The sequence below is a fragment of the Streptosporangium sp. LJ11 genome (assembly GCF_051918945.1).
Lineage (GTDB): Bacteria > Actinomycetota > Actinomycetes > Streptosporangiales > Streptosporangiaceae > Streptosporangium.
The window spans coordinates 208,734-235,016 of the sequence record NZ_JBPXMB010000008.1; the positions used below are offsets into that span (position 1 = coordinate 208,734).

27 protein-coding genes are annotated in these 26,283 nt (G+C 70.9%); 17 read left to right on the forward strand and 10 right to left on the reverse strand.

Annotated features, from left to right (window positions below; all coding sequences use genetic code 11):
* Positions 1-23 precede the first annotated feature (23 nt).
* The 3 genes from ACTOQ3_RS14435 to ACTOQ3_RS14445 all read right to left on the reverse strand — a co-directional run bounded on the left by ACTOQ3_RS14435 (position 24) and on the right by ACTOQ3_RS14445 (position 2,613).
* The gene (locus tag ACTOQ3_RS14435) at positions 24-923 is read right to left on the reverse strand and encodes an HAD family hydrolase (RefSeq protein WP_440083879.1); all 900 of its coding nucleotides are present in this window, start codon (positions 921-923) and stop codon (positions 24-26) included.
* A 194-nt stretch (positions 924-1,117) separates the two neighbouring features.
* Entirely contained in the window at positions 1,118-1,801 is a 684-nt protein-coding gene (locus ACTOQ3_RS14440) for a DUF5667 domain-containing protein (protein ID WP_440083880.1), read from the reverse strand.
* A 167-nt stretch (positions 1,802-1,968) separates the two neighbouring features.
* Positions 1,969-2,613, reverse strand: a complete 645-nt coding sequence (locus ACTOQ3_RS14445) for a sigma-70 family RNA polymerase sigma factor (RefSeq protein WP_362690109.1) — start codon at positions 2,611-2,613, stop codon at positions 1,969-1,971.
* A 463-nt stretch (positions 2,614-3,076) separates the two neighbouring features.
* Between ACTOQ3_RS14445 and ACTOQ3_RS14450 the strand changes: the two genes are divergently transcribed.
* On the forward strand, positions 3,077-4,672 hold the full coding sequence (locus ACTOQ3_RS14450; protein ID WP_440083881.1) for an antibiotic biosynthesis monooxygenase: 1,596 nt from the start codon (positions 3,077-3,079) through the stop codon (positions 4,670-4,672).
* 142 nt (positions 4,673-4,814) lie between these two features.
* On the opposite strand, the gene ACTOQ3_RS14455 is transcribed toward ACTOQ3_RS14450, so the two are convergent.
* On the reverse strand, positions 4,815-5,063 hold the full coding sequence (locus ACTOQ3_RS14455) for a glutaredoxin family protein (protein ID WP_362690115.1): 249 nt from the start codon (positions 5,061-5,063) through the stop codon (positions 4,815-4,817).
* A gap of 293 nt (positions 5,064-5,356) precedes the next feature.
* On the opposite strand from ACTOQ3_RS14455, the gene ACTOQ3_RS14460 reads away from it, so the two are divergent.
* The 7 genes from ACTOQ3_RS14460 to hemL all read left to right on the forward strand — a co-directional run bounded on the left by ACTOQ3_RS14460 (position 5,357) and on the right by hemL (position 13,727).
* A complete protein-coding gene (locus ACTOQ3_RS14460) occupies positions 5,357-6,064 on the forward strand; it encodes a redox-sensing transcriptional repressor Rex (RefSeq protein WP_362690118.1) in 708 nt (235 codons plus the stop codon).
* A 352-nt stretch (positions 6,065-6,416) separates the two neighbouring features.
* A complete protein-coding gene (locus ACTOQ3_RS14465) occupies positions 6,417-7,757 on the forward strand; it encodes a glutamyl-tRNA reductase (protein WP_440083882.1) in 1,341 nt (446 codons plus the stop codon).
* Positions 7,758-7,801: 44 nt separating this feature from the next.
* Positions 7,802-8,674: a hydroxymethylbilane synthase gene (gene hemC / locus ACTOQ3_RS14470; protein ID WP_440083883.1), complete on the forward strand. Its 873-nt coding sequence runs from the start codon at positions 7,802-7,804 to the stop codon at positions 8,672-8,674.
* Entirely contained in the window at positions 8,671-10,251 is a 1,581-nt protein-coding gene (locus tag ACTOQ3_RS14475; protein WP_440083884.1) for a uroporphyrinogen-III synthase, read from the forward strand. The genes hemC and ACTOQ3_RS14475 overlap by 4 nt, the downstream gene beginning before the upstream one ends.
* Positions 10,252-10,536: 285 nt before the next feature.
* Positions 10,537-11,523: a porphobilinogen synthase gene (gene hemB / locus ACTOQ3_RS14480; protein ID WP_440083885.1), complete on the forward strand. Its 987-nt coding sequence runs from the start codon at positions 10,537-10,539 to the stop codon at positions 11,521-11,523.
* Positions 11,524-11,716: 193 nt separating this feature from the next.
* Positions 11,717-12,358: a bifunctional DNA primase/polymerase gene (locus ACTOQ3_RS14485; protein ID WP_440083886.1), complete on the forward strand. Its 642-nt coding sequence runs from the start codon at positions 11,717-11,719 to the stop codon at positions 12,356-12,358.
* Between the two features lie 70 nt (positions 12,359-12,428).
* Positions 12,429-13,727 carry a glutamate-1-semialdehyde 2,1-aminomutase gene (gene hemL / locus ACTOQ3_RS14490; protein WP_440083887.1) on the forward strand — a complete coding sequence of 433 codons (1,299 nt, stop codon included), beginning with the start codon at positions 12,429-12,431 and terminating at the stop codon, positions 13,725-13,727.
* Between the two features lie 399 nt (positions 13,728-14,126).
* Here the strand turns inward: hemL and ACTOQ3_RS14495 are convergent, their stop codons facing one another.
* Both ACTOQ3_RS14495 and ACTOQ3_RS14500 read right to left on the reverse strand, forming a co-directional pair.
* Positions 14,127-14,723, reverse strand: a complete 597-nt coding sequence (locus ACTOQ3_RS14495) for a Uma2 family endonuclease (RefSeq protein ID WP_440083888.1) — start codon at positions 14,721-14,723, stop codon at positions 14,127-14,129.
* A 42-nt stretch (positions 14,724-14,765) separates the two neighbouring features.
* Positions 14,766-15,683, reverse strand: a complete 918-nt coding sequence (locus ACTOQ3_RS14500; RefSeq protein WP_440083889.1) for an EamA family transporter — start codon at positions 15,681-15,683, stop codon at positions 14,766-14,768.
* Between the two features lie 74 nt (positions 15,684-15,757).
* Between ACTOQ3_RS14500 and ACTOQ3_RS14505 the strand changes: the two genes are divergently transcribed.
* Positions 15,758-16,753, forward strand: coding sequence for a LysR family transcriptional regulator (locus tag ACTOQ3_RS14505; RefSeq protein WP_440083890.1), 996 nt, complete (start codon positions 15,758-15,760; stop codon positions 16,751-16,753).
* A gap of 12 nt (positions 16,754-16,765) precedes the next feature.
* Here the strand turns inward: ACTOQ3_RS14505 and ACTOQ3_RS14510 are convergent, their stop codons facing one another.
* A complete protein-coding gene (locus ACTOQ3_RS14510) occupies positions 16,766-17,632 on the reverse strand; it encodes an EamA family transporter (protein WP_440083891.1) in 867 nt (288 codons plus the stop codon).
* Between the two features lie 85 nt (positions 17,633-17,717).
* Between ACTOQ3_RS14510 and ACTOQ3_RS14515 the strand changes: the two genes are divergently transcribed.
* The 5 genes from ACTOQ3_RS14515 to ccsA are packed head-to-tail and all read left to right on the forward strand — an operon-like array spanning position 17,718 to position 22,267.
* On the forward strand, positions 17,718-18,356 hold the full coding sequence (locus tag ACTOQ3_RS14515) for a histidine phosphatase family protein (RefSeq protein WP_440083892.1): 639 nt from the start codon (positions 17,718-17,720) through the stop codon (positions 18,354-18,356).
* 56 nt (positions 18,357-18,412) lie between these two features.
* Complete coding sequence (locus tag ACTOQ3_RS14520) at positions 18,413-18,982, forward strand: TlpA family protein disulfide reductase (protein WP_440083893.1); 570 nt, start codon at positions 18,413-18,415, stop codon at positions 18,980-18,982.
* Between the two features lie 27 nt (positions 18,983-19,009).
* On the forward strand, positions 19,010-19,744 hold the full coding sequence (locus ACTOQ3_RS14525) for a cytochrome c biogenesis CcdA family protein (RefSeq protein WP_440083894.1): 735 nt from the start codon (positions 19,010-19,012) through the stop codon (positions 19,742-19,744).
* Positions 19,744-21,315 carry a cytochrome c biogenesis protein ResB gene (resB, locus tag ACTOQ3_RS14530; protein WP_440083895.1) on the forward strand — a complete coding sequence of 524 codons (1,572 nt, stop codon included), beginning with the start codon at positions 19,744-19,746 and terminating at the stop codon, positions 21,313-21,315. Before ACTOQ3_RS14525 ends, resB begins: the two co-directional genes overlap by 1 nt.
* Positions 21,305-22,267: a cytochrome c biogenesis protein CcsA gene (ccsA, locus tag ACTOQ3_RS14535; protein ID WP_440083896.1), complete on the forward strand. Its 963-nt coding sequence runs from the start codon at positions 21,305-21,307 to the stop codon at positions 22,265-22,267. Before resB ends, ccsA begins: the two co-directional genes overlap by 11 nt.
* Before the next feature lie 184 nt (positions 22,268-22,451).
* Here the strand turns inward: ccsA and ACTOQ3_RS14540 are convergent, their stop codons facing one another.
* Positions 22,452-22,751 (reverse strand): PLD nuclease N-terminal domain-containing protein, encoded by a 300-nt coding sequence (locus tag ACTOQ3_RS14540; RefSeq protein ID WP_440083897.1) that lies wholly within the window; start codon positions 22,749-22,751, stop codon positions 22,452-22,454.
* Positions 22,752-22,864: 113 nt separating this feature from the next.
* Between ACTOQ3_RS14540 and ACTOQ3_RS14545 the strand changes: the two genes are divergently transcribed.
* Positions 22,865-23,701, forward strand: coding sequence for a hypothetical protein (locus ACTOQ3_RS14545; protein WP_440083898.1), 837 nt, complete (start codon positions 22,865-22,867; stop codon positions 23,699-23,701).
* A gap of 9 nt (positions 23,702-23,710) precedes the next feature.
* Entirely contained in the window at positions 23,711-23,950 is a 240-nt protein-coding gene (locus ACTOQ3_RS14550) for a hypothetical protein (RefSeq protein WP_440067964.1), read from the forward strand.
* Between the two features lie 263 nt (positions 23,951-24,213).
* Here ACTOQ3_RS14550 and ACTOQ3_RS14555 read toward each other — a convergent pair whose 3' ends face one another.
* The gene (locus ACTOQ3_RS14555; protein WP_012887349.1) at positions 24,214-24,453 is read right to left on the reverse strand and encodes a BldC family transcriptional regulator; all 240 of its coding nucleotides are present in this window, start codon (positions 24,451-24,453) and stop codon (positions 24,214-24,216) included.
* A 263-nt stretch (positions 24,454-24,716) separates the two neighbouring features.
* Here ACTOQ3_RS14555 and ACTOQ3_RS14560 point away from each other — a divergent pair, with 263 nt between their 5' ends.
* Positions 24,717-24,914 (forward strand): DUF4229 domain-containing protein, encoded by a 198-nt coding sequence (locus ACTOQ3_RS14560; RefSeq protein ID WP_362834612.1) that lies wholly within the window; start codon positions 24,717-24,719, stop codon positions 24,912-24,914.
* On the opposite strand, the gene ACTOQ3_RS14565 is transcribed toward ACTOQ3_RS14560, so the two are convergent.
* Positions 24,898-26,241 (reverse strand): hypothetical protein, encoded by a 1,344-nt coding sequence (locus ACTOQ3_RS14565; protein ID WP_440083899.1) that lies wholly within the window; start codon positions 26,239-26,241, stop codon positions 24,898-24,900. The genes ACTOQ3_RS14560 and ACTOQ3_RS14565 overlap by 17 nt on opposite strands.
* Between the last annotated feature and the right edge of the window lie 42 nt (positions 26,242-26,283).

The window sequence follows — 26,283 nt, forward strand, 5'->3', positions numbered from 1 at the left end:
AGAGCCGGCACGCGAGCGGAGGGTCAGCGGCCGGAGCGGTAGTGGCGGCGCAGGGCGACGGCGGCGGCGATGCCGCCCGCGACGGCTCCGGCACCCGCCGCGATGGGCAGGCCGATCATGGTCGCCTTGCGCCCCGTACGGAAGTCCTTGATGTCCCAGCTGTTCTGCCGGGCGAACTCGCGCAGCTCGGCGTCCGGGTTGATCGCGGTGGCGTGGCCGACGAGGGAGAGCAGGGGCAGGTCGTTGGCCGAGTCGCTGTAGGCGGAGCAGCGCGACAGGTCGAGCCCCTCCCTGCGGGCCAGGGCCTTGACGGCCTCCGCCTTGGCGGGGCCGTGGAGCAGGTCGCCGACCAGGCGGCCGGTGTAGACGCCGTTCTCGGTCTCGGCGACGGTGCCGAGCGCGCCGGTCAGGCCGAGGCGCTGGGCGATCACCCGGGCCAGTTCCACCGGGGTCGCGGTGACCAGCCAGACCCTCTGGCCCGCGTCGAGGTGTGCCTGCGCGATGGCGCGAGTGCCCGCCCAGATGCGGTCCGCCATCACCTCGTCGTAGATCTCCTCACCGAGCCGGACGATCTCCTCGACCTTGCTCCCCGCGACGAACGCCAGCGCGGTCTCCCTGGCCTCGTCGATGTGCGCGGGGTTCTCGTCGCCGCGGATCCGGAAGACCACCTGGCCGATCGCGAACCTGAACAGATCCTTGCTGGTGAACAGGCCCCGGGAGGCGAGGCCACGGGCGAAGTGGTAGATGGAGGCGCCGCGCATCATGGTGTTGTCGACGTCGAAGAAGGCGGCGGCCACCGGGTCGGGCTCGGCCATCGGCATCGCCACGGCGGCCGCGGCGGCGACCTCGCCCGCCGCTACCTCCCCGACCGTCGCCCGTCTGGCCGCGTCCGCTTCGTCCCGCCGTCGTAGTAGCCGCCTCATAGCACCTCAGCTTAACCGGGGCAGAGGGTGAGATCGGTAGCGTCGGTATGAGCCGGATATGACGTCTTGGCGACGTACGACGTCGCGCGGGTCCGGCGGGGCCGGGTTCCGATGTCGTGGTCCGGGACGGGAGAGCGGCCCGGTTCCCGTGCGCGGCGGTCCACGACGGTGGGACCGGTCCCGTACCGGAACGGCTACTCGGGCGGGGCCAGGCCCTCGATGTAGTTGAGGTAGACGTGGGCCTTGCGCTGGTTCTCCGCGCCCATCTTGGGGATCATCCCGGCGATCTGGGTGCGCTGTTTCTGGACGAAGCGCTTGAGCTCCTTGGCGCTCGCGGAGTCGCGGCGCCGCATCTGCCGCAGGGAGGTCACCGCGGAGCGCGTGGTGTCCTCCATGGCCTGGAGGGTCTCCCCGATCACCTCCTCGCGTTCGCCCTCGCCCTCGCCCTCGTCCGAGCCCAGGAGCTCCTTGACCTCGCGGGCACGGGTCTCGGCGTAGCCGAAGGAGCGGTCGGCCCGCTCGGCGTCGTCGCTGCTCAGGTGGAACAGCGTCCGCTCGGCGGCGCGCTTGAGCGGGTAGAGGGTGTCACCGGGCATCGACCGGTAGGTCCACATACCGGATACCGCCATCGAGGCCACCAGGGCGATGCTCAGCAACCGCGGGAACAGCCCCGTACGGGACCTTCGCCGGGAGTGGCGGGGGCTCACCGGCCGCTGCTCGGGGACGTCCTCTCCGGGAGGGGACTGGGTGAGCCGCTCGCGGAGCCTGGCGTTGAACTCGGGTCCGGGGGTGGCCGCCATGCGGGCGCCGAGTCGTGACACGCGGTCCTGAATGCGCGCCTGCGACCTCCGCGAGAATCCGGGCAGCCACTTCCCCATGAACGCTCCCTGCCGCCCCCAGCTCATGATCCATCGGTGTCACTTGCCTAACGACGACCTGGCACGGCAGGTTACGCGCTGCGCCACATCGGCATGGGAACATTGTTTCGGGCGTGGCGGCCGCTGCCGGGAGGCGAAGGACCGAGGACAGCCGACGCCGGCCGGTCTCAGCTGAGGTCCGAGGGCAGCGCGCGGGCCAGGGCGCGGATCGCGCGGAACTGGAGTGCCTTGATGGCGCCGCTCTTCTTGCCCATGATGAGCGCGGTCTCCGCCAGTGACATGCCGTGCAGGAAGCGCAGCACCACGCACTCCTGCTGCTCGGGGCCGAGGCCGCGGACGGCGGTGAGCACCCGATCGCTGATCATCGCGGTGACGACGGCGTTCTCCGGGATGTGCGGGCCGTCGAGCGGGGTGTCGATCACCTCGGCGGTCGTGACCTCAAGGCGGTACCTGCCGGACTTGAAGTGATCGGTGATCAGGTTCCTCGCGATGGTCACGAGCCAGGCCCCGAAATCACGCCCTTGCCACGTGAAGTCCGTGATCCGGCGGAGCGCGCGGAGAAAGGTCTCGCTCGTGAGATCCTCGGCCAGTGGGTGTGAGCCGACCCGGAAGTAGACGTAGCGGTACACCAGGGTGAGGTAACGATCGTAGAGCGTGCCAAAAGCATCCGAATCTCCGGTTTTGGCGCGCAAAACGAGCCTCCGGAGTTCTTCGGAGGCATCCTCACGCACGGTGAGGTCACTACTGCGGACGGGCTGGGCTACCCCGGCTGTCGTGGGGAGGTGCCCGGCGAGCGGCCACGTTTCAGGCATCCGGTATCCCTGAGGGGAGGGGGTACGGCGTGCTCGATCACTCTAGAAATGAAGTGGAAATTCCACAATCCACTTTGAAGCGTCGTGACTGGGGGTAATCGCCGGATACGGTGTGGGGTCGGTTGTTTCAGACCGGCGCCGGGAGCCGGCCGAGGGTTCGGCTACCGGTTGGGGGGTAATGTCCGGCAGCATTGGAGACACCATGGAAGTCCTCGTCGCTGTCATCGCCTTCGCCGGTGCATTGCTCGCAGCCATCGCCACCGGTGCTCTCGTCAGTCGCCTCCGCAGTGAGCCCAAGGGCTGGCTGATCGCCTGGAGCATCACGACGGCGTCTCTCTCCGTCTCACTCGGAGTAATCGCCACCGGTTATCTGATCGGATTTGGGACAGGCACGTTTCGTATTTATCAACTGACCGGATCCATGCTGGCGCCCCTGTGGCTGGCTGTCGGGGTCATTCAGTTGATGGCTCGCAAGGGCACGGCCAGGTTCTCCTCCTGGCTCCTGGGGATCGCCTTCACCGTCATCGCCACGGTGATTCTGGCGGTCGACCCGGTCCTGCAGGAGAAGGACTTCACCAAGGCCCTCCCGCTGGGCGGTCGCCACTGGAACCTGCCCCCGGCCTACCTGCTCGGGGCCGTCCATGTGATCGTCGCGGTCGTGCTGCTGGGCGGGCTGCTGCTGGCGGTCCTCCGCTGGCGCGGCGGTGACGACTACGACGCCGACAACATGCACGCGCTCCTGGTGCTCGGCCCCACCGGCCTCGCCCTCGTCGGAGCCGTGAGCTTCGCGGTGTCCGGGATGTTCACCGCGCTCCTGCTCTTCGTCACCGCCGCCGCGGTCTGGTACGTCATGCTCCGCCCGCTCGCGCCCTACGAGGACGACGACGAGGACGCGGACGACGCGGACGACGAGTGGGAGGACCGCCCCCCGCGGCCGCGCCGCCCCGAGTACGAGCCCCGCGACGTGCAGGTCGCCGGCCGTCGCGTGACCCCGGAGAGCCCCCCCGCCCGCGCCCTGGCCGAGGAGGCGCCCCGCCGCTCAGGCCTCGGTGACCTCGTGGCCGAGTACCGGGCGGGTGAGCAGGACGTCGACTACGCTGCGCGCATGCGGCAGCAGCAACCCTCCTCACCCGACGACAGGTTCGGTGGCCCCGCCACGGGGATGTTCATGGCGGGTGAGTACGGCATGCCGCCCGCCGACCAGCCGTCCGGCGGTGACCCCGGCAGGCGCGGCGGTGATCCCGGCAGGCAGCCGCCGCCGGTCACCGGCCAGTTCGGCATGCCGGGCGTGCCCGGCCCGGCGACCGGTGAGTACAACATCCCGGCTCACGAGTTCGGCAGGCACGGCGCCCCCGGTTCCGGCAGGCCGTCAGGCCCGGGCACCGGCGAGTTCGGCAGGCCCGCAGGCACGGGTGAGTTCGGCAGGCCCGGGGGGACCGGTGAGTTCGGCAGGCCCGCGGGGCCGGGCACCGGCGAGTTCGGCATGCCGGGCGTGCCCGGTCCCGGCAGGTCGGGAAGCCTCCAGCCGATGCCCGCCGACCAGGCCTTCGGCGGCGCGCCCTCCCCGGGCTCCGAGCAGGGGCGCGGAGGCTCCCGAGGCTACGACCGGGGGGGCTCGCAGGGCTACGACCAGGCGTTCGGCGTCACCCCCTCGACCGGTGCCATGTATCCGGGCGGGCCGGGCACGCCGGGTGGGGCCGGTGACCTGCCGGGTGGCTCGAACCGGCCCTCGCCGAGCATCTTCGGTCTGCTGACGGTCTTCACCCTGCTCGACGGCACCGGCGAGAGATTCGACCGGCTCGCGGAGGAGACCGTCGAGGCGGTGCGCCGCTCCGAGCCGGACACGCTCGTCTACACCTGCCACTCGGTGAAGTCGGCGCCTCTCCAGCGCATCGTCTACGAGCTCTACCGGGACGAGGTCGCCTACGGCGACCACCAGCGCCAGCCCCACACGCAGCGCTTCGTCACCGAGCGCCAGACGATGGTGCTCGCCACCAATGTGATCGAACTCACCGTGAACGCCGCGAAGGTGATGCCGCTCCCGACCGCCTTCAGATAGCGAGCGCGGCGCGGGTGGCCTGTTTCAGGTGGTCACCCGCGGCGCCAACGGGCGGGGAGCGTCCTTCGGACATCGAGGGCATCAGGGCATCAGGGCATCGCGGGCGTCGATGGCGTCGGGGCGGCGAGGACGCCGACGGTGGCTAGGCGTCGAGGGCGGCGCGCAGGCGGTTCTCGTCGACGCGCCAGAAGTCGTGCTGCACCCCGTCGACGAGGGTGACCGGGATCATCTCCCAGTAGCGGGCCTGGTCCTCCTCGGAGGCCGTGATGTCGCGCTCCTCCCACGGGACGCCGAGGTCCGCGGCGACCCGCTCGATCACCGCCCGCGCGTCGTCGCACAGGTGGCAACCGGGTTTGCCGAGCAGGGTGATGCGATGGTCTCGCGGTGACATGACCGCCACGGTAGCCGAACCGCGGCGACGCGCCGGTCCTCGCGGCGAGGGGCGAAGATCGACTCCGGCGGCCGGAAAGGCCCGGTGGCGACGGGGCTCGCGCCCGCCGTACGCGCAGGTCCAGGGCCTGGTGAGGGGGCGGACGACGGACCGGAGGGGGGCGCGGCCAAGATTGTGAACACTCACTTTGTGCATCGGTTCACAAAAGGACTAACCTGAATGACAGTGGTTTCACCTCGTCATCCGTCGCGTCCGGGCCGCGCCGGCCGCCTGTCCCCCTGGAGTTCCGGCACGTGATCCGCCGTCTGTCCCAAGCCCGCGAACGCGGCATTCCCGAGGCGACCGTCGCCCGGCTGCCGCTCTATCTGCGAGCGCTGAACGGCATGGCCGAGCGTGGCCTGGCGACCGTGAGCTCGGAGGATCTCGCCGTCGCGGCGGGCGTCAACTCGGCCAAGCTCCGCAAGGACCTCTCCCACCTGGGGTCGTACGGCACCCGGGGGGTCGGCTACGACGTCGAATATCTCATCTACCAGATCTCCCGTGAGCTGGGTCTCACCCAGGACTGGGCCGTCGCCATCGTCGGAGTGGGTAACCTCGGGCGTGCGCTCGCCAACTACGGCGGGTTCGTCTCCCGCGGTTTCAGGGTCGCGGCGCTGCTCGACGCGGACCCCGAAGTGGTGGGCGACCACATCGCGGGATTGAATGTGGAGCACATCGACGAGCTGGAAGCCGTGATAAGGCGGCGGGGAGTGTCGATCGTGGTGCTCGCGACACCGGCCGTGGCGGCCCAGCAGGTGGCCGACCGGGTCGTCGCCGTAGGGGTCACCAGCATCCTGAACTTCGCCCCCGTCGTCCTTTCCGTGCCGGAAGGCGTCGATATCCGTAAGGTCGACCTGTCGATTGAATTGCAGATCTTGGCGTTCCACGAGCAACGCAAGGCGGATCGGATGAGTGGGGGGCCCGCGATGGCCGAGGAGTGGCCCGAGGCGGTGGACTTGTGAACAGGCACGGTGCACGAGCCGGCGGGCACGCTGACGGGCACGGCATCTCCCGGCCTTCCCGGACGACCATGACGCTTTCCCGGACGACCGTGACGTCCCGGAAGATCACGACGAGCATGACGATCACCATGACGATGGCGTGTATGAGGAGGAATACGGAGACGGCGAGCACGAGTACGGCGAGCATGAGCAGGGTGACCAGTAGTGCGGCGAGCGCCGCGGCCCAGGCCCCGGGCGGCCACCTCTCCTCTCGCGGTTCCGGAGCCTCTCGTGGCTCCCTGGCCTCCCGGGACTCGGGAGCCTCTCGAAATCGCGGCTCCTTCCGGGGCGACCGGAAGGCGGGAGAGGGCCGATGAGCGTTCTCGTCGTCGGCCTGAGCCACCGGACGGCACCGGTGGCCCTGCTGGAACGGGTCTCCGTCTCCGGTGACTCGCTGGTGAAGCTGCTCCAGGACATCCAGCAGGACGTCCACGTCGCCGAGAGCATGGTCGTCTCGACGTGCAACCGGGTCGAGATCTACGCCGAGGTCGACCGGTTCCACGCCGCGGTGACCTCGCTCTCCCGGCTGCTCAGCGCCCACTCCGGCGTTTCCATGGAGCAGCTGGCCTCCCACCTCTACGTGCACTACGAGGACCGTGCCGTCGAGCACCTGTTCTCGGTCGGTTCCGGCCTCGACTCGATGGTCGTGGGAGAGGGGCAGATCCTCGGCCAGGTGCGTTCGGCGCTCAGGCTCGCCCAGGAGGAGGGCACCCTCGGCCCGACGCTCAACGAGCTCGTCCAGCAGTCACTGCGGGTGGGCAAGCGCTCGCACACCGAGACCGGCATCGACCGGGCGGGTGCCTCCCTCGTCGGCGTGGGGCTCACCCTCGCCGAGCGCGCCCTCGGCCCCCTCCAGGGGAAGCGGGCCCTGGTGGTGGGCGCGGGCTCGATGAGCGCCCTGTCGGCCGCGACCCTGCAGCGGGCGGGCGTCACCGACATCGTGGTGGTCAACCGGACCCACGAGCGCGCCGTGCGGCTGGCGCAGACGGTCGGCGGCAGGGCCGCCGGATTCGGCGACCTGGCGGTCGAGCTGGCGGAGGCCGACCTGGTCATCTCCTGCACCGGCGCCACCGACGTGGTCATCACGGCCGACATGGTGACCCCCCGTGAGACGTTCCTGCTGGACCTGGCCCTGCCGCACGACATCGACCCCGCCGTGCGGCGGCTGCCCGGTGTGACGCTGGTCGACCTGGAGTCCATGCAGGAGGGCGAGGCCGACGCCGGCACCGACGACGGCGGTCGCGCCGAGGCGGTCACCGCCGTGCGCGGCATCGTCGCCGAGGAGGTCACCGCCTACCTGTCGGCCGAGCGCGCCGCGCGCGTCACGCCGACCGTGGTGGCACTGCGGAGCAAGGCGGCCCAGGTGGTCGAGGCGGAGCTCGGACGGCTCGTCGCGCGGGTCCCCGATCTTGAGGGACGCGTCAGGGACGAGGTCAGCCAGACCGTCAGGCGCGTGGTCGACAAGCTGCTCCACGAGCCCACCGTGCGCGTCAAGCAGCTGGCGGAGTCCCCCGCGGGCGATCATTACGCCGAAGCGCTGCGCGAGCTGTTCAATCTTGACCCGAAGGTGCCCGAAGCGGTGAGGCGCATCGAGACGATCGACGCCGAGCCGGGTAGGAACACCGAGCCGAGCAAGAAGGAGGCAGGCCTGTGAACGGTGTTTCTTCTTCGCTCCGGCTGGGGACCAGGCGGAGCGTCATGGCGACGACGCAGTCGGGCCTGGTCGCCGCTCGCCTCACCGAGCTGACCGGCGTGGCCGTCGAACTGGTCGGCGTCACCACCTTCGGCGACGTGACCAAGGCCGACCTCACGCAGCTCGGCGGTACGGGGGTCTTCGTCAGCGCGCTGCGCGACAAGCTGATCGAGGGCGCGATCGACTTCGCGGTGCACTCGCTGAAGGACCTGCCCACCACGCCCGACCCGCGCGTGGTCATCGCGGCGATCCCGCCGCGCGACGACCCCAGGGACGCCCTGGTGAGCGTCGCCAAGCTGGCCGACCTGCCGCCCGGCGCGAAGATCGGCACCGGTTCCCCGCGCCGGATCGCCCAGCTCCGGATGATCCGTCCTGATCTCGACTACGTGCCGATCCGCGGCAACGCCGACACCCGCATCGGCAAGGTGGCCTCCGGCCAGTTGCAGGGCGTCGTGCTCGCCGCCGCCGGGCTCGGCAGGCTGGGCCGCGACGCCGAGATCTCCCAGATCTTCGAGGTCGAGGAGATGCTGCCCGCCCCGGGCCAGGGGGCGCTGGCCGTGGAGTGCCGCTCCGACCGCTCCGACCTGGTCGAGCTGCTGAGCGTGCTCGACGACGCCCGCACCCGGGCCGCGGTCACCGCCGAGCGCGCGGTGCTCAACGCCCTGGAGGCGGGGTGCGCCGCCCCGGTGGGCGCGTACTCGGCCGAGAACGGGCCCGATCTGATCCTTACCGCCGCTGTCGTCGCCGTCGACGGCAGGCGCGCGGTGCGCAAGTCCACCGCCGGAAGCTCTTCCGCGCCCATGGATCTCGGCCGCGACCTCGCGGCCGAGATGATCGCGGAAGGGGCCGGCACGTTGATAGGGGAGCGAGCACATTGAGCTCCGGAAGTACCACCTTCGAGCGCCCGTCCGGGTTCGTCGCCTTCGTCGGCGCGGGTCCCGGTGATGAGGGCCTGCTCACGCTGCGTGGCGCCGACCTGCTTTCCAAGGCGGACGTCGTCATCCTCGACCGGGAGGCGTACGGCCCGCTGCTGCGCCACTGCCGCGAGGACGTCGAGATCGTCGACGTGGCCGAGGACGGCGCCGTCTCGCTGAAGGTCGTCAAGACCGCCAAGGGCGGCAGCGGCGTCGTGCGGTTGTGCGCGGGCGACCCGATGTTCTTCTCCTCGATCACCGAGGAGGTCGCGGCCTGTGCCAAGGCGGAGGTGGACTTCGAGATCGTGCCCGGCGTGCCGCCGGCGACGGCGGTGCTCACCTACGCAGGCATCCCCGCCGCGGTGTCGGTGCCCGAGTTCCGGGTCGTGGACGCGACCCAGATCGACGACTGGTCCGCGTACGCCACCGGGACGGGCACCCTGGTGATCTACAACGGCGTCGCCGAGGCCGTCCCGATCGGCAAGGCGCTGATCGCGGCGGGCCGTCCCGACTCGACGCCCGTGGCGGTCAGCAGCGCGGGCACCACCACCGAGCAGCACACCGTGGTGACCACGCTGGGCCGGCTCGCGCCCGATCTCAAGCACGCGGGGATGACCGAGCCCGCGCTGATCGTGGTCGGCGAGGCCGTCGGCATGCGCGACCGGCTGTCGTGGTTCGAGACCAAGCCGCTGTTCGGCTGGCGGGTGCTCGTGCCCAGGACCAAGGAGCAGTCGGCCAGCCTGGTCGAGCAGCTGCGCTCGTACGGCGCGGTGCCCGAGGAGGTCCCCACGATCTCCGTCGAGCCGCCGCGCACCCCGCAGCAGATGGACCGCGCGATCAAGGGCCTGGTCACCGGACGCTACGAGTGGGTCGCCTTCACCAGCGCGAACGCGGTCAAGGCCGTGCGCGAGAAGTTCGAGGAGTACGGCCTGGACGCCCGCGCGTTCGCCGGGCTCAAGGTCGCGGCCGTGGGCGACAGCACCGCGCGGGCGCTGGTGAGCTTCGGCGTCAAGCCCGACCTGATGCCGTCCGGCGAGCAGTCGTCGGAGGGCCTGCTGGCCGAGTGGCCCCCGTACGACTCGATGCTCGACCCGATCAACCGGGTGCTGCTGCCGCGCGCCGACATCGCGACCGAGACGCTCGTGGCCGGGCTGACCGAGCTGGGCTGGGAGTGCGACGACGTGACCGCCTACCGGACCGTCCGCGCCGCGCCGCCGCCCGCCCCGACCCGCGAGGCCATCAAGGGCGGCGGGTTCGACGCGGTGCTGTTCACCTCGTCGAGCACCGTCCGCAATCTGGTGGGCATCGCGGGCAAGCCGCACAACGTCACGGTCATCGCCGTGATCGGCCCGCAGACCGCCAAGACCGCCGAGGAGTTCGGGCTCCGCGTCGACGTGATGGCCGACAAGCCCTCGGCTTCCGCCCTCGCGGCGGCGCTGGCGGAGTATGGTGCCAAGCAGCGGCAGGCCGCCGTCGTGGCGGGGGACACCCCTCGCAGGCCCTCGCAGACCCGGCGGGGAGCCCGGCGCCGCGCCAAGTAACCTTGAGAGTGGCGCCCGCCCGCGCACGATGGGCGGGCAGGCCGCGTTCGACGCCCCCGGCGAGCGCCGCGGGGCGTGATCGCCGCCGCGAGGATCGGTGTCGCGGCCGGCACCGCTTCACGCTGGTCGGCACCGTGTCACGTCGATCGGCGTCGCGGTCGGCACCGTGTCACGTCGATCGATGCCGCGGCCGGCACCGCGCCGCGTCGAGCGGCGAGCCAGGAACACACACCGAGCTCCTCCGGCCCGCAGTTCCCCTACCGGCCGGGGAGAGGGGGAGACAGCATGACGGCCCAGTTCCCTGTCGCGCGCCCGCGCAGGCTCCGCCGTACGGCACCGATGCGCAGGATGGTGGCCGGAACCCGGCTGCACCCGGCGGAGCTGGTGCTGCCGATGTTCGTGAAGGAGGGCATCTCCGAGCCGAACCCGATCGGCTCGATGCCCGGAGTGTTCCAGCACACCCGCGACTCGCTGCGCAAGGCCGCCCACGAGGCCGCCGAGGCCGGGGTCGGCGGGCTGATCCTGTTCGGCGTCCCCGCGGTGAAGGACGGCCGGGGGTCGGCCGCCGACGACCCGGAGGGAATCGTCCAGCGCGCCGTCGCCGACCTGGTCGCCGACGTGGGCGACACGCTGGTGGTGATGACCGACACCTGCCTGGACGAGTTCACCGACCACGGGCACTGCGGCATCCTCACCCCGGACGGGGAGGTCGACAACGACGCCACCCTGGAGCGCTACGCGGCCTCGGCGGTGGCCCAGGCACGGGCCGGGTCGCAGGTCATCGCGCCGAGCGGCATGATGGACGGCCAGGTCGCGGCGATCAGGGCGGCCCTGGACGGCGACGGCTTCGAGCAGATCCCGATCCTGGCGTACTCGGTCAAGTACGCCTCGGCGTTCTACGGTCCGTTCCGCGAGGCGGCCGAGTGCGCTCCCCAGTTCGGCGACCGCAACGCCTACCAGCAGGACGCGGCGGGACCGGTCGGCGAGGCGCTGCGCGAGGTGCGGCTGGACCTCGACGAGGGCGCCGACGCCGTCATGGTCAAGCCCGCGCTGGCCTACCTCGACATCCTGCGCCAGATGCGTGACGCCGTGGACGTCCCGGTGGCGGCGTACCAGGTCAGCGGTGAGTACGCCATGGTCGAGGCCGCGGCGGCGAACGGCTGGATCGACCGGGACCGGGCGATCATGGAGTCGCTGGTCGCGATCCGCAGGGCGGGGGCCGACATGATCCTCACCTACTGGGCGACCGAGGTGGCCGCGAAACTGAGATGAGACCGACGGCACGTGCCGAGAACTGGAGGTTCGTCGCTTGGTGGAGAAGCGCGTGCGTTAGAGTGCGATAACCGGTGCGGATGTGTCCCAGGTGGCGTAGACCCTGGGTATTTGACGTTCTTCACTGACCAGAGTGTGGACAGGTCGATCGCATCCGGATGACACGCGGGATGCGCGGACGACGGAGGACACAATGGTCGGGGTACCGATGGTTCGTCGAAGTAGACGGCATGCTCATCCGAAGCAGATGATCAATTCTGTGCTGGAGTACGCCGCTCTGGGCTGGGCGAGCTGTCCCGGCGCGAGGCCGCTGAAGGGCGGTTCGCGTTCCTGTTCGTGCGACCGGGTCGGCTGTCCCGACCCGGGAGCCCACCCGCTCTCGCGGGCCTGGCAGATGCAGGCCACCACCGACCCCACCCTGCTCACCAACTGGTGGCGGTACGAGCCCGAGGCGAACGTGGTCCTTCCCACGGGGCGGGTGTTCGACGTCTTCGACGTACCGCTCGCCGCGGGGCGCACCACCCTCGCGAACATGGACTCCGCGGGAGCCACCTCGGGCCCGGTCGCCGTCAACGGCGACCGGGCCCTGTTCTTTGTGGCCACCAGGAACGCCTCCGACGACGAGGACGAGTGGTGGACCTGCGCCCTCGACTTCGGCCCGTCCACCATCGACGAGATGCCCGGCCTGCGCTGGCACTGCCGCGACAGCTACGTCCTCGCCCCGCCCTCGCTGCTGCCGACCGGCGGGTCCGGCTCGTGGCTGCGCCCGCCCGACGGGCGCCCGCTGCCCGATCCGCTGCGCGTCCTCGACTGGCTCGCCGACACCTGCGAGTGAGCCGTCCCCTGCCGGGTGCGGCCGTACGGGACGGGCGGAGGCTCGTCCCGCGGTGACTACCCTGTAGGGCGTGAGCCGTACTGATAACTCCGAGGCCCTGTTCGCCCGCGCACGCGAGATCGTCCCCGGGGGCGTCAACTCCCCGGTCCGAGCCTTCGGCGCCGTCGGCGGGACGCCGCGCTTCATGACCTCGGGGCAGGGCCCCTACATCACCGACGTCGACGGCAACCGCTACGTCGACCTGGTCTGCTCGTGGGGGCCGATGATCCTCGGCCACCGGCACCCCGCCGTCATCGAGGCCCTGCAGGAGGCGCTGCGCGACGGCACCTCGTTCGGTACGGCGACCCCCGGTGAGGTCGAGCTCGCCGAGGAGATCGTCGCCCGGGTGGAGCCGGTGGAGAAGGTCCGCCTGGTCAGCTCCGGTACCGAGGCCACCATGTCCGCCGTGCGGCTGGCTCGCGGGTTCACCGGCCGATCCAAGATCGTGAAGTTCGCGGGCTGCTACCACGGCCACGTCGACGCCCTCCTCGCCTCGGCCGGTTCCGGTGTGGTGACCTTCGGCCTGCCCGACACCCCCGGCGTGACCGGCGCCTCGGCCGCCGACACCGTGGTGCTGCCGTACAACTCGGTCGAGGCGGTCACGGAGGCGTTCCGGACCTTCGGCGCCGACATCGCGTGCGTGATCACCGAGGCGTGCCCGGCCAACATGGGCGTCGTCCCGCCGCTCGACGGGTTCAACGCCACGCTGCGCGAGCTGTGCACCGCGCACGGCGCGCTGCTGATCGTCGACGAGGTGCTCACCGGTTTCCGGGTGTCGGAGTCCGGCTGGTACGGGCTCGACCCGGTCGACGCCGACCTCATGACCTTCGGGAAGGTCATGGGCGGCGGACTGCCCGCCGCCGCGTTCGGCGGGCGCGCCGACGTGATGGCCCACCTCGCGCCGGAGGGGCCGGTCTACCAGGCGGGCACCCTGTCGGGGAATCCGCTGGCCTGCGCGGCCGGTCTGGCCACCCTGCGCGCCTGCGACGAGGGGGTCTACGACCGGGTCGACGCCGCGGCGCTGGTCATCGGCCGCGCCGCCGCCGACGCCCTGTCCGCGGCCGGGGTGCCCCACCGCCTGCAGCGTGCCGGGAGCCTGTTCTCGATCTTCTTCACCGATGAGCGGGTCACCGACTTCGCCACCGCCCAGAAGCAGGACACCGCCGCCTACCGGGCGTTCTTCCACGCCATGCTCGACCAGGGCGTCTACCTGCCGCCGTCGGCGTACGAGGCGTGGTTCCTGTCCTCCGCCCACGACGACGAGGCCCTCTCCCGCATCGCCGAGGCTCTTCCGGTCGCCGCGAAGGCCGCCGCTTCTGTTTCTGGTTAGCGGTGCGAGTGTTCGTTTAAAGAGGCTTGGATGGGCTCGGGCTCCGGTGGGTGGGTGCTCCGGGCGGCCGTCGTCGGTGGCGGCTCCGGTGCGTCAGGCCTCCGGCCTGGCGGGCGCGCTGGTCACGGATTCTTATAAGCCGCCCGGAACACCCACCCACCTCCGCACACGACCCGTCTCGCCGTACGCCGTGCAGACCGTGGTCGCTTTCTTCCGGGCCGCCCATCGGGCCCTTTGACGCTGAAGCGATCCGTACGGGGCCGTTTTCGGGGTTGTTCGCCGTAGCTGAAGCGCCGGTGCGGAAAGGAGCGCAGGGGGCGCTCGCCGGGGCTCGCTCGTCGTGGGTGCTCACGGGATGTACGGGGAACGCGCCGTGACGGCATGGGCTGATCCGGGCGCCTACCTGGGCAGGTCGCCGAGGTCGATGGTGATCGGGAAGGGCACCGGGACGGTCAGCCGGTCGTGGTGGATGCCGGTGAGGGCGTACGCGTGGGTGGCGGGATCGAGTTCGTAGACGTAGACCACGGGGGAGCCGCCGCTGTTCTCCACCCGCCAGAAGTGCGCGATGCCCGCCTCGGCGTAGCGGGAGGGCTTGGTCTTGCGGTCGCGGTCCTCGGACTCGGAAGAGACCACCTCGACGGCGAGGTGCACCTCGCCGGGGGTGTAGAACGTCCGGGCGTCGTCATCGGCGGCCTTCGCGTCGACGACGACGACGTCAGGGCAGGGGCGCATCCGGTGGCCGAGCTTGACGTCCATCTGGATCACGGCCGCGACGTGCTCAGGAGCCTGGGCGTTCAGGACGACGCGAAGGCCGAACAGCACGCGCTCGTGGAAGCGTTTCTGGGGGGACACGAAGACGAGAGCTCCATCGATGAGTTCGACGTGCTTGAAGAAGTCGGGTTCGCCGTTCGGTCCCTCCGCCGGGAGGTTGTCGAGATCGTCGGCGGTCCATCCCCACGGGGGCGGGGCGGGCCAGTAGTCGAGTGCGGCGCTCACGTCGGTCACCGTAACATCGTCTCCGTCACTCGATGTGTTCACTCATATCATCTCCGTTGCCCTCGTTCTATTCTCTCCCGTTTCGGCCTGAACGGAAGGAGTGGACACCGAGGAGGGAAGAGACCGGGCGCGGGTGCTCGCGTAGAGGACTCCGGAGATGATCAGGGCGGCGGCGGCGAGTTTGGCGGGGGAGATCGGCTCCCCGGTGAACAGGGCGGCCGAGGACATGCCGAAGACCGGGACGAGCAGGGCGGACGGGGCGACCACCGAGGCGTCGTAGCGCTGGAGCAGGAAGCCCCAGATGCCGAAGCCGCCGAGGGTGGCGACCAGTGACACGTAGAGCACCGACAGGCCGCCCTCCACCGAGAACTCCAGCCGGGGAACCCCTTCGACCAGCAGGGACAGGGCCGTCATGGGGATGGCCGCGACCCCGCAGACCCAGACCATGAAGCGGAACGAGTCGGGCGGCGCGGCGTTCCTGACCGCGATGTTGCCCGCGCTCCAGAAGAACGCCGCGCCGACGATCAGCAGGAACGCGCCGATGGGGCCGCCGGTGCCCAGGTCGGCGGCGATCAGTGCCAGACCGGCGAACGCGACCGCCATGCCGGTGATCCGCCGCCGGGTGAGCCGTTCCCCCAGCAGGGCGACCGCCAGGACGGCGGTGAAGACGGCCTGGACCTGGACGACGAGGGAGGTCAGCCCGGCGGGCATGCCCGCCCGCATGCCCGTCAGCAGCAGGGCGTACTGGCCGATGCCGAGGGTCGCCCCGGCCACGAACACCTTGCGCCAGGGCACCCCGGGGCCGTCGACGAGCAGTACGGCGGGGAAGGCGGCGAGGAGAAAGCGCAGCGCCACGTAGAGCAGCGGGGGAAAGTGCCGGAGTCCCACTTCCATGACCACGAAGTTGAAGCCCCAGAGGGCGGTGAGGGCGACGGCGAGGAGGAAGTGCCGGGTACGCATCCCCTAATCGTCGTTTCCAACGATATTTCAGCACAAGTGAGACTTTCTTGCTCATGTCGTTTAGGGTTGCTTACATGTTGGATCTCAACCGGCTCAAGGCCCTGCACGCGGTATCCGTCTACGGCTCCGTGGGTGCGGCGGCCGAGGCGCTCATGGTGACCCCCTCCGCGGTCTCCCAGCAGCTGGCCAAGCTGGAGCGGGAGACCGGCGCGACCCTGCTGGAGCGCAACGGGCGCGGCGTGCGGCTGACCGACGCGGCCGGGTTGCTCGCCGACCACGCCGAGCGCATCCTCGCGCTGGTCGAGACGGCGGAGGCCGACTTCGAGGCGCTGCGCGGCGAGGTCGTGGGGCGGCTGAGCATCGGCGCCTTCCCCACGGCGGCCCGGGGCCTGATGCCCGCCGCGCTCGCCCTGCTGCGCACGCGCCACCCCGACCTTCGCCTCCAGCTCATGGAGCGCGAGCCGGAGCGGCAGGTCCGCGAGGTGGCCAGGGGCGAGCTCGACCTCGCGGTGATCCAGGACTGGATGAACCGCCCGGTGGCGATCCCCGAGGGGTTGTCCCGGGCCACGCTCTTCGACGACATCGCCGACGTGATCCTGCCCGCGTCCCACCCGCTGGCGGATCGTCCCGAGATCGAGCTCGCCGAGCTGTCCGGGGAGCAGTGGATCAGCTCCTCGCCCGGCACGGTCTGCCACGACTGGCTGGTCTACACGCTGCGCTCGGCCGAGCTGGAGCCGGACATCACCTGCATGGCGGACGAGTATCCGACCCAGATGGCCCTCGTCGCGGCGGGGCAGGGATGCGCCATCATTCCCCGGCTGGGCCGCGACTTCGTCCCGCCGGGGGTGCGGGTCGTCCCGATCCGGTCGCGCCCGACGCGCAGGATCTACGCGCTCTGGCGGAGCGACGCCGCCCGCCGCCCGGCCATCCGGGCCGCGGTCGAGGCGCTGAAGGCCGTCTCCGCCGACTTCCGCGGCCCCGTCTCCGAGCCCGCCGGGCCGGTGGCGGTCCCGGCGACGGCCTCCCCGGCGACCTCGATGGTTGCGGGTGACGGCTCCGGCGGCTTCTAGGGTTCGGTGCCGCTAGCCGAGGGCGATCGTCACCACGCCGCCGACGATGACGCAGGCCGCCAGCAGCCGCCGGGTCAGGTCGCCCTCGGCCAGCAGCCGGCCGCCGAGCACCACCGCCACGAGCACGCTGACCTCCCGTACCGGGGCCACCGCGCTGATCGGCGAGAACGTGTACGCGGTCAGCGCCAGGAGGTAGGAGAGCGGCATCAGCACCGCCGCGCCCAGCACCCGCGCCCGGTGCTCGTGCCAGACGGGCAGGACCAGGCCCCTGCGGCGGGAGCCGAGCACCGGCGAGGTCAGGACCAGGGCGCGGCCGAGGTCGCCGCCGTAGTTGAGCAGGATCGGCGCGACCGCGAAGGCGCTGACGACCTGCTTGTCCCAGACGGTGTACGCCGCGATGAACAGCCCGGTGGCCAGCCCGAACCCGATCCCGCTCAGGTCCCGGCGGCCGGGCCCGCGCGCCGCGCCGAGCAGGAACACGCCCACCCCGACCAGCAGGATCCCGGCGATGCCGACGGGGCCCGGCCGCTCGCCCAGGAACAGGATGGCGACCAGGCTGGCCAGCAGCGGTCCGGTACCGCGGGCGATCGGGTAGACCATCGACAGGTCGCCGTGCCGGTAGCCGCGCTGCAGCAGCATGAAGTAGCCCAGGTGCAGTGTGGTGCTCGCGGCGATCACCCCGAGGCCGGTCCAGGAGGGGCCGGTACCGCCGAGGAGGAGGTAGCCCACCGCGACCGGCGTCCAGACCAGGGTGGAGGCGGCGGCCACCATCCAGACGAAGACGACGCCGTCGGCCTCGGCCGCCTGCTTGCTCATCAGGTTCCAGCAGGCGTGGGCGACGGCGGAGGAGAGGACGAGGGCGAGCGCGAGGGGGCTCACGCGGTGACCCTATCCCGCCCCATCCGACCCGGGTCGCCCACCTGCCCGACCACCAACCCGTACTTGTCGGTAGGCTGGCGACACTATGCCTGAGACCACCGTCGTTCACCTCCTGCGCCACGGTGAGGTGCACAATCCCGCCAATGTCCTGTACGGCAGGCTTCCCGACTACCACCTCTCCGACAACGGCCGGCAGATGGCAGAGACGGTGGCCAAGACGGTCGCCGGACGAGATGTCACCGCGCTGTTCTCCTCGCCGCTGGAGCGGGCCCAGGAGACGGCGGCGCCGCTCGTCGCGACCTTCGGCCTGGACGTCACGGTCGACGAGCGGCTCATCGAGGCCGAGAACATCTTCGAGGGGCTCTCCCTCGGCAAGGGTGACAGTCTCTTCCGCAACCCGCGCTTCTACCGCTACCTGTGGAACCCGCTCCGCCCCTCCTGGGGGGAGCGCTACACCCACATGGTCAGCCGGATGAGGGCCGCGATCGAGACCGCCCGCGACGCGGCGCGCGGTCATGAGGCGATCATGGTCAGCCACCAGCTCCCGATCTGGACCGTCAGGCTCGCCGCCGAGGGCAGGCGCCTGCCGCACGATCCGCGCCGCAGGCAGTGCGGCCTCGCCAGCCTCACGAGCTTCTCCTTCGAGGGAAACCGTCTGATCGGCGTCGGATACAGCGAGCCCGCGGCGGCGCTCGTCAAACGCCCCACTGTGCCGGGCGCCTGACCTCGCCGGTACAGTGATTGCTCTACCGGTTGTAGTACAGGGAGCCTCCGTCACCCATGCGCGCACAATCCTTCGCCGCCGCCGCGCTGCTCGTCGCCGTGGCCGGATGCGCCGGAACCCAGGGATCGCAGCCGCAGACCGGCGACACCCGCTTCGTGGCCGGTGACGGCAAGATCACCCTGTTCCAGGCCGCGGACCGCAAGGTCGCCCCGAAGGTGGAGGGGGAGACCCTCGACGGGGGCACCGCGACCCTCGCGGCCCACAAGGGCAAGATCGTGGTGCTCAACTTCTGGGCCTCCTGGTGCGCGCCCTGCCGGGCCGAGGCGCCGGTGCTCAAGGACATCTCCGCCAAGACGAAGGCCGACGGCGTGGAGTTCCTCGGCATCGACTTCAAGGACCGCAAGGCCGACGCGCTCGCGTTCGAGCGCAGCCACCAGTCCGGTTACCCGAGCATCTTCGACCAGCCGGGCAAGGTCGCGCTCTCCTTCCAGGGCACGGTCCCGCCCGCCGCCATCCCCTCCACCCTGATCATCGACCGCCAGGGCCGGATCGCCGCCAGGGCCCTGGGCGCGGTCAAGTACAGCGACCTCCTCGCCGCCGTGACCAAGGTCCGCGATGAGGGATAACGGCTCCGGGCGACGGCCGGGCCCGCGATGAACGCCGACCTCGTGGGCACCGTCGCGAGCGGCTCGCTGGCGCTGGCGCTGCCGATCGCGGTCGCGGCCGGGCTGGTGTCGTTCCTGTCGCCGTGCGTGCTGCCGCTGGTCCCCGGCTACCTGTCGTACGTGACCGGCATGAGCGCCGACCCCAGGCGGGGACGCATGGTCGCGGGCGTCGTGCTGTTCGTCCTGGGCTTCGCGACCGTGTTCGTGGCCGGGGGAGCGCTCTTCGGCGGCCTCGGCGCGGCCCTGTTCGGCAACGCCGCGATCATCACGCGGGTGCTGGGCGCCCTCACGATCGTGCTCGGCCTGGCCTTCATGGGGGTCGTCCCGGGTCTGCAGCGCGACTTCCGCATCCACCGGCTCCCGGCCGCCGGCCTGGCCGGGGCACCCCTGCTCGGCCTGGTGTTCGGCCTGGGCTGGACCCCCTGTATCGGCCCCACCCTCGGGGTCGTGCTCACCCTCGGACTGAACGAGGGCAGCGCCGGTCGCGGCGCGATACTCGCCTTCGCGTACGCGCTCGGCCTCGGCCTGCCGTTCGTGGCGGCCGGGCTGGCGTACAGCAGGGCGCTGAGGACGTTCAAGGCGGTGCGCCGGCACTCGCAGCTGATCACGCGGGCGGGCGGCGTCATGCTGGTCGTCGTCGGCGTGCTGCTCGTCACCGGGCTCTGGGAGCAGCTCGTCGCGATGACGCAGGGCTGGGTCGGCGGATTCGAGCCGGTGATCTGATGGTGTCCGTCGGCCCGAGGACGGGAGAGCGAGCGGTGAGCGAGACGCGGCGGCCCACGGGCTTCGGGGTCGTGGGGTGGGCGCGCTGGTTCTGGCGGACGCTCACCTCGATGCGGACCGCGCTGATCCTGCTGTTCCTGTTCGCCCTGGGCTCCATCCCCGGCTCGATCTGGCCGCAGCGCGGCGTCTCCGACGCCAAGGTCGCCCAGTACTTCGACGACAGTCCCCGGCTCGCCGAGTGGCTGGACAGGTTCTGGCTGTTCGACGTGTTCCGGGCGCCCTGGTTCGCCGCGATCTACCTTCTGCTGTTCGTGTCCCTGATCGGCTGCGTGCTCCCCCGCACCGCGACCCACCTGCGGGAGCTGCGCAGGAAGCCGCCCGCCGCGCCGCGCAACCTGAGCAGGCTGCCGCAGCACGCCTCCTTCGAGGCCGGCCTCACCGTGGAGGAGGCCGTCAAGAGGCTGCGCGCCAGGCGGTTCCGGGTGACCACCGGTCCCGGCTGGGTCGCCGGGGAGAAGGGCTACCTGCGCGAGACCGGCAACCTGCTGTTCCACGTGGCCCTGCTCGGCCTGCTGGTCGCGGTCGGGGCCGGGGCGCTGTACGGCTACCGGGGCAACGTGCTGGTCGTGGAGGGCGAGGGCTTCGCCAACACGGTCGCGGCCTACGACCGCTACATGCCCGGCCAGCAGGTGAACGCCGAGTCGCTGGAGCCGTTCTCCTTCACCGTCGACGATTTCCAGGCGACCTACATCGCCAAGGGCGAGAAGGCGGGGCAGGCCCTCGACTACGAGGCCAGGCTCAAGGTCGAGGACGCCCCGGGCGCCGCCCCGCGCGACTACGTCCTGAAGGTCAACGAGCCGCTGGACGTCAACGGCACGCTGAGTTACCTGATCGACCACGGCTACGCGCCGACCTTCAGGATCACCGACGGCAAGGGCCAGGTCGCCTTCGACGGGCCGGTGCCCTGCCTGGTCGTCCAGCCCGCCACCTTCACCTCAGAATGCGTGATCAAGGTTCCGGACGCGCAGCCCGAGCAGCTCGGCATCCTCGTCGGCTTCCTGCCGACGACCGTCCCGATGGGCGCCGAGTGGGTGTCGGTCTTCCCTGGCGCCGCCAACCCCACCGCCCAGGTGTACGGCGCCTTCGCCGGTGACCTGGGCCTGAAGGACGGCCGGCCGCAGTCGGTCTACGAGCTCGATCAGGCGAGTCTGAAGAAGATGAAGCCGCTGGTCATGAAGGCCGACCCGCTGGCGGTCGGCAAGAAGCTCACCCTCCCGAACGGCGCGGGCTCGATCGAGTTCACCGGCGTCAGGGAGTGGATCGCCCTGCAGATCACCCACGACCCGGGCCGGATGCCCGCGCTCGTGGCCTCGGTCCTCGCCGTCGTCGGTCTCGTACTGACCCTGACCGTCCGCCGCCGCAGGGTGTGGGTGCGGATCAACGAGGGCCGCGAGGTCGAGGTGGGTGGCCTCACGCGCACCGAGGGTGACGATTTCAGCGAGGAGTTCACCGAGATCGTCTCCGCTTTGAACCCAGGAGTTCCCGATTCAGGAGTGAAGGATGTCCGCTGAGGTCGACGCCGGCCTCGCCACGTTGAGCGACCAGCTCATCCTGGCGACGGTGCTGCTCTACGTCTCCGCAATGATCGCCTACGCCCTCGACCTGGCCTTCGGCCGGTCGGCGGGGGCGTCGGCCCGTGCGGACCGGCCCGTTCTGGCCACCGTCGGCGGGGGCGCCGCCCCGGACGGCACCGGCTCCGCCGCCGAGGGCGGTCCCGCGGAGAAGGCGCCGCCCGCCTGGGCGGTGTGGGCGGGACCGGTGGCCGTCGGGCTGAGCTGGCTCGGCTGGGCCGCCAACCTCGCCTCCCTCCTCACCCGCGGCCTGGCCGTGGACCGGTGGCCGTGGGGCAACATGTACGAGTTCGTGGTCGCGATGTGCTTCGCGGCGGTGAGCGCGTTCCTGTTCATGCAGCTCCGCTACCCGGTCCGCTTCCTGGGCGCGTTCGTCACGGTCGCCGCCGCGCTGGGGCTCGGTTTCGCCGTACGGTACCTGCACGTGCAGGCCGGCCCCGTGGTGCCCGCGCTGAACTCGTACTGGGTCGCGATCCACGTGTCCGCAGCCATCGTCGCCAGCGGGCTGTTCATCGTGGCCGGAGTCTCCGGCATCCTCTACCTGGTCAGGAAGGACACCGCGGTCCGGCTGCCGTCCCGGCGGGACCTGGAGCGGGTCGCGCACCGGGCCATCGTGATCGGCTTCCCGATCTGGACCTTCGCCGTCATCGCCGGGGCGCTCTGGGCGGACAAGGCGTGGGGTCGTTACTGGGGCTGGGACCCCAAGGAGATCTGGGCGTTCATCACCTGGATCGCCTACGCCGCGTACCTGCACGCCAGGGCCACCGCGGGCTGGAAGGGAAAGGCGGCCATGATCGTGCAGCTCGTCGCCTTCGCCTGCCTGCTGTTCAACCTGGTCGGGGTGAACATTTTCCTCGGGGGACTGCACTCCTACGCCGAGGTTCCCGGCTGATTCCCGGCACCGAGCTGATTCTCGACGCCGAGATTTCCTCGGGCCGAATTTTCACGCTGGAATTTTCCGTCGAATTCCCGCGCCGGAGTTCACGCTGATTTCCCGCCGGATTCCCGGAGGGTTTCCGCGCCGGAATTCCCGGTCGATCGGCCGTACCGGCCACACCGGCCGGTCGATCGCCGTCTCAGTCGTCGTCGCGCAGGCGGCGGTCGAGGTCCTTGAGGAAGTCGGGGTCGTCGTCGGGGCCTTTCGGGGCCTCGGCGCGCGGCGGCCTTTCCTCGGACAGGAGCGATCGTGGCGCTCTGGGGCCGGTCGGCCGACCGAGTAGCAGCCAGAAGGCTCCCCCGGCGATCGGCATCAGCACCACGATGAGCACCCAGAGAAGTTTGGGCAGGTTCCTGGACTCCTCGTCCGGCGTGGTGATGACGTCGAACAGGCAGTAAAGCCAGAAGGCGAGTATCGCCAGACCGACAAGCAGGGGCATGCCCGAACTGTAAGCCATCGTGAGGCCTGCTGCGGTCCGGCTCCGCGTTACGGATGACTGGCAAGGGTCCGACCCCGTACCGTGGACCCGTTGCCACTTCCCCAGGGGGTGTGATGGCACATTCGGGCGACAAGGGCCGCCATCGACGGCGGTGGTGGCAGCGAGGTCCGACCACGCGTGCGGAGAGTGCCCTCAGGGAGGCTCCGCGTGAGGTCCCCCGCGAGGCCGAGCGCCGGGTCGGGACGGTCACGGCCCCGGTGGCCGACCGGCCGCAGTACACCTGGAAGGACTTCGAGCTCGACGATGAGAGCCCCCGGGCCCAGCCCAACTCCCCCGACACCCCGGACCTGGGCGACGGCCTGCGCCACTGCGGGCGCCTGGAGCGCATCCTGCACCGCCAGTGGGACTCTCGGAGGGAGACACCGCCCCCCGAGGTCGTACGGGCTGTGGAGAGCCTGGCGAGGCTGCCCGACGGGCTGAAGGACAAGCTGGCCGACGGTCTCGACGGCATCTACGTCGGCGCGGGCGGGGTGCCCGACCTGGACGACATGGGATACCTGCGCGGCGCGCCGCTTCCCTCGGGCCGGGCGACGTGGGACGTGTGCGCGGGGGCGTACGGCGACCGCAAGATCGTGGTGGGAGACCGGCCCTCGCCCACCCCCGACGTGATGATGCACGAGGTCGGGCACGCCCTGGACGACGTGGACGCCCCCCACGGCGACTGGGTCTCCGACTCCCCGGAGTTCGCCGCCCTCTACGCCCAGTGCGTCCCCGCGCTGGCCTCGGGGTTCCATCTCCAGTCGGGCGACCTGGGCCGCAAGGAGTTCTTCGCCGACGCCTTCGCCGCGATCGTCTCCCGGCAGCGCCCCGCACTGGTCGACATGCTGGGCGGCGACACGCGAATGGCGCTCAACGTCATGTTGTTCTTCAACCGGCGCTACGGAATCTAGGTGATCTGGATGTACGTCGTCAGACTCGCTGACGGGACCCTGCGCGTGCCGCAGACCCTGGCCAGCGATGACGGGCGTCTGATCGGCAATGCCTACGTGGAGGTCTCTCCGGGGGATCCCGACTACGACCGCTGGCTGGCCGAGTCGCTCACCGAGGAGGAGTGGGCCGAGCGGCGGCGGCGGTGGCTGGAGGAGAACGACGAGCTGGAGCGGGAGTTCCTGGCCTTCAAGGCCGAGCAGGAGACCTGAAGGGCTTCGAGGCCGCGGCGGGGGCCTGGGCCGGCTTCGAGGCCGGGGGCTTGGGCCGGGCGGGAGAGCCGGTACCGGGGGATCGGGGCCGGGGCGCGCCGGGTGGTTCCGGACGCGGAACGCGGCGGGCCCGGCGGCGCGGGTGGCCCGGTGACGGGGGAGGTCACCGTCCGTGTCGTGTCGTACCTCACACGACTCCACGGTGACCCTGCGGCTTCCGGGTAAGGCGCGCAGGATCACCGATGGTGTGACGTCCTAAGTCGTCAGACGCGCGGGGACTCGCCTGCCGGCCGTTCGGCCGTCAAGACGTCCTCTCCACGCAGAAGGGCGTGCACTTCCGACTCGCGGAAACGCCGGTGCCCTCCGGGGGTACGGATGCTGCTGATACGGCCTGCCGCGGCCCAGCGTGTAACCGTCTTTGGGTCGACCCGGAAGAGGGCGGCAACCTCTCCGGGCGTCAGCAGACGCTCGCTGCTACTCTCCACAATCTCTCCCCCTCGCATCCCGCTTCCTGCCAGCGGGCGGACAGGTAACCAGTGTGCCGAGCGAAGCCTGATTTATCCGTGGTTTTCAACAAAGATCACGGGTTGTTATCTACTGCCTGCCCGATTGTTATATGATAGAGCCTTTTTGGGACTCTCGTGGGTGTTTCTTTACGAAACAGATCTCTTGGGAAGACTAGCAGCGCTCGCAGTAGATGCGAAGAGTTACCCGTGCGGCCACCGCGATCGAGGCCGCGCGGGCGAGGTGACGTAGCCTTGACACCGTGCGCCCCGTCATCGTTTACACCGCGTCCCGGGCCGGTCTGCTGGCCGTGACTCTGGGAGTGCTCTATATCCTCGGCCTGCGCGAGCCCCTGGGCCTGCTGATCGCCGCATTCCTGATCAGCGGTGTGGCCAGTTACGTCCTGCTCTCGAAGCAGAGAGACGCGATGAGCGAGCGAATCACTAAGAATCGGGAGTGATCGGCAACGGGAACATGCCGACTCGGGCATGGTACTCGTGACCAAGGCGAGTTGTGTCACTACCAACCAGTAATCCGCCGGGATGCGCGAGGAATGCCTTGATCCCGATTCCGCGGTCCCGCGTCGGGTTCCATGCCAGGGCCCTGCCGGTGCGCGGGTGGATGGCGCCGATCCCCGGCCGCGCCACCGCCCCGGGGCCCGCCGAGTCGCGGCCGTCCGGATTGTTCAGCCAGCGCTGGTGCCCGCCGACGTAGACGGCCGCCCCCGTCGCCGCCACCGCGTACAGCGAGTCACCCCCGGTGTGGTTCACCCACGTCGGGCGCACCACGCCGGTCTCGAACGGGACGCCGGTCTCGAACCGGGCGGCGGTGTCGCACATCCTGTCCCGCCCCCCGGGCCCGCCGGTCGTGACGACGGCGAGATGGCTCCCGTCGGGAGCGAAGTCCAGGCCCCGCACGTAGCCGGGGAAGTCGGCCCTGCATCGGCCCCGGTAGGCGTCGGTCCGCCACGGCGCCACCGCGGCGGGTGAGGCGACGAGACCCGGCGACGGGGCGTCCGGCGCGGTGGCGTTCGGCGCGGTGACGGCCGGGGGGGTGACGGTGATCAGGCCGAGCTGGGCCCGCGGCAGGCCGCCGAGCGTGGTGAAGTCGCCGCCGACCGCGAGCCTGCCGTGGCTGAGGGAGATCGCGTGGACCCTGGTCCTGCCTCCCCGGGGCGCGCCCGGCTCGATGGTGAAGGACGGGTCGGCCTCGCCGGTGACGGCGTCGATCCTGGCCAGTGCCGTACGGGCGACGGGGCCGACGTGGGTGAAGTCGCCGCCCGCGTAGAGGTGCCGGCCGAGCCTGGCCAGACCGGTGACCGTGCCGCCGCGGACCTGGGCGCCGAAACGGGACACCGGGGAGCCGTCGGAGAGCCGGAGCAGGGCCAGGCCCCGCGTCTGCGCGCCGCCGGTCCTCGTGAACCGCCCGCCCGCGTAGACGGTGCCGCGGACCCCCGCCGCCAGGGCCTGGACCGGGCGGTCGAGGCGCGGCGCGAAGCCGGGCAGGATCCGGCCGGTGGCCAGGTCGTAGGCGAAGAGGTTGGCGCGCGGCAGCACTCTCGCCGCCCCCGCGCTGCCGGCCTCGCGCACCTCGCCGAACGAGCCGCCGACCACCACGGTGCCGCCCACCAGCGCGATGGCGTTGACGATCCCGTCGAGCACGTGGGGAGTGGTGTTCGCCGGATCGGCCGAGACGATCCCGCTGTGCTTCGTGGTGCCGGCGGCGGCGATCCCGGGGGGGACCAGAGTTAGGACCGCGACCAGCAGGTAAGTGGCTCTGGCAAACATTCGACAATTTTTAGCATGCTCTGGGTGATGGAATGACTACTT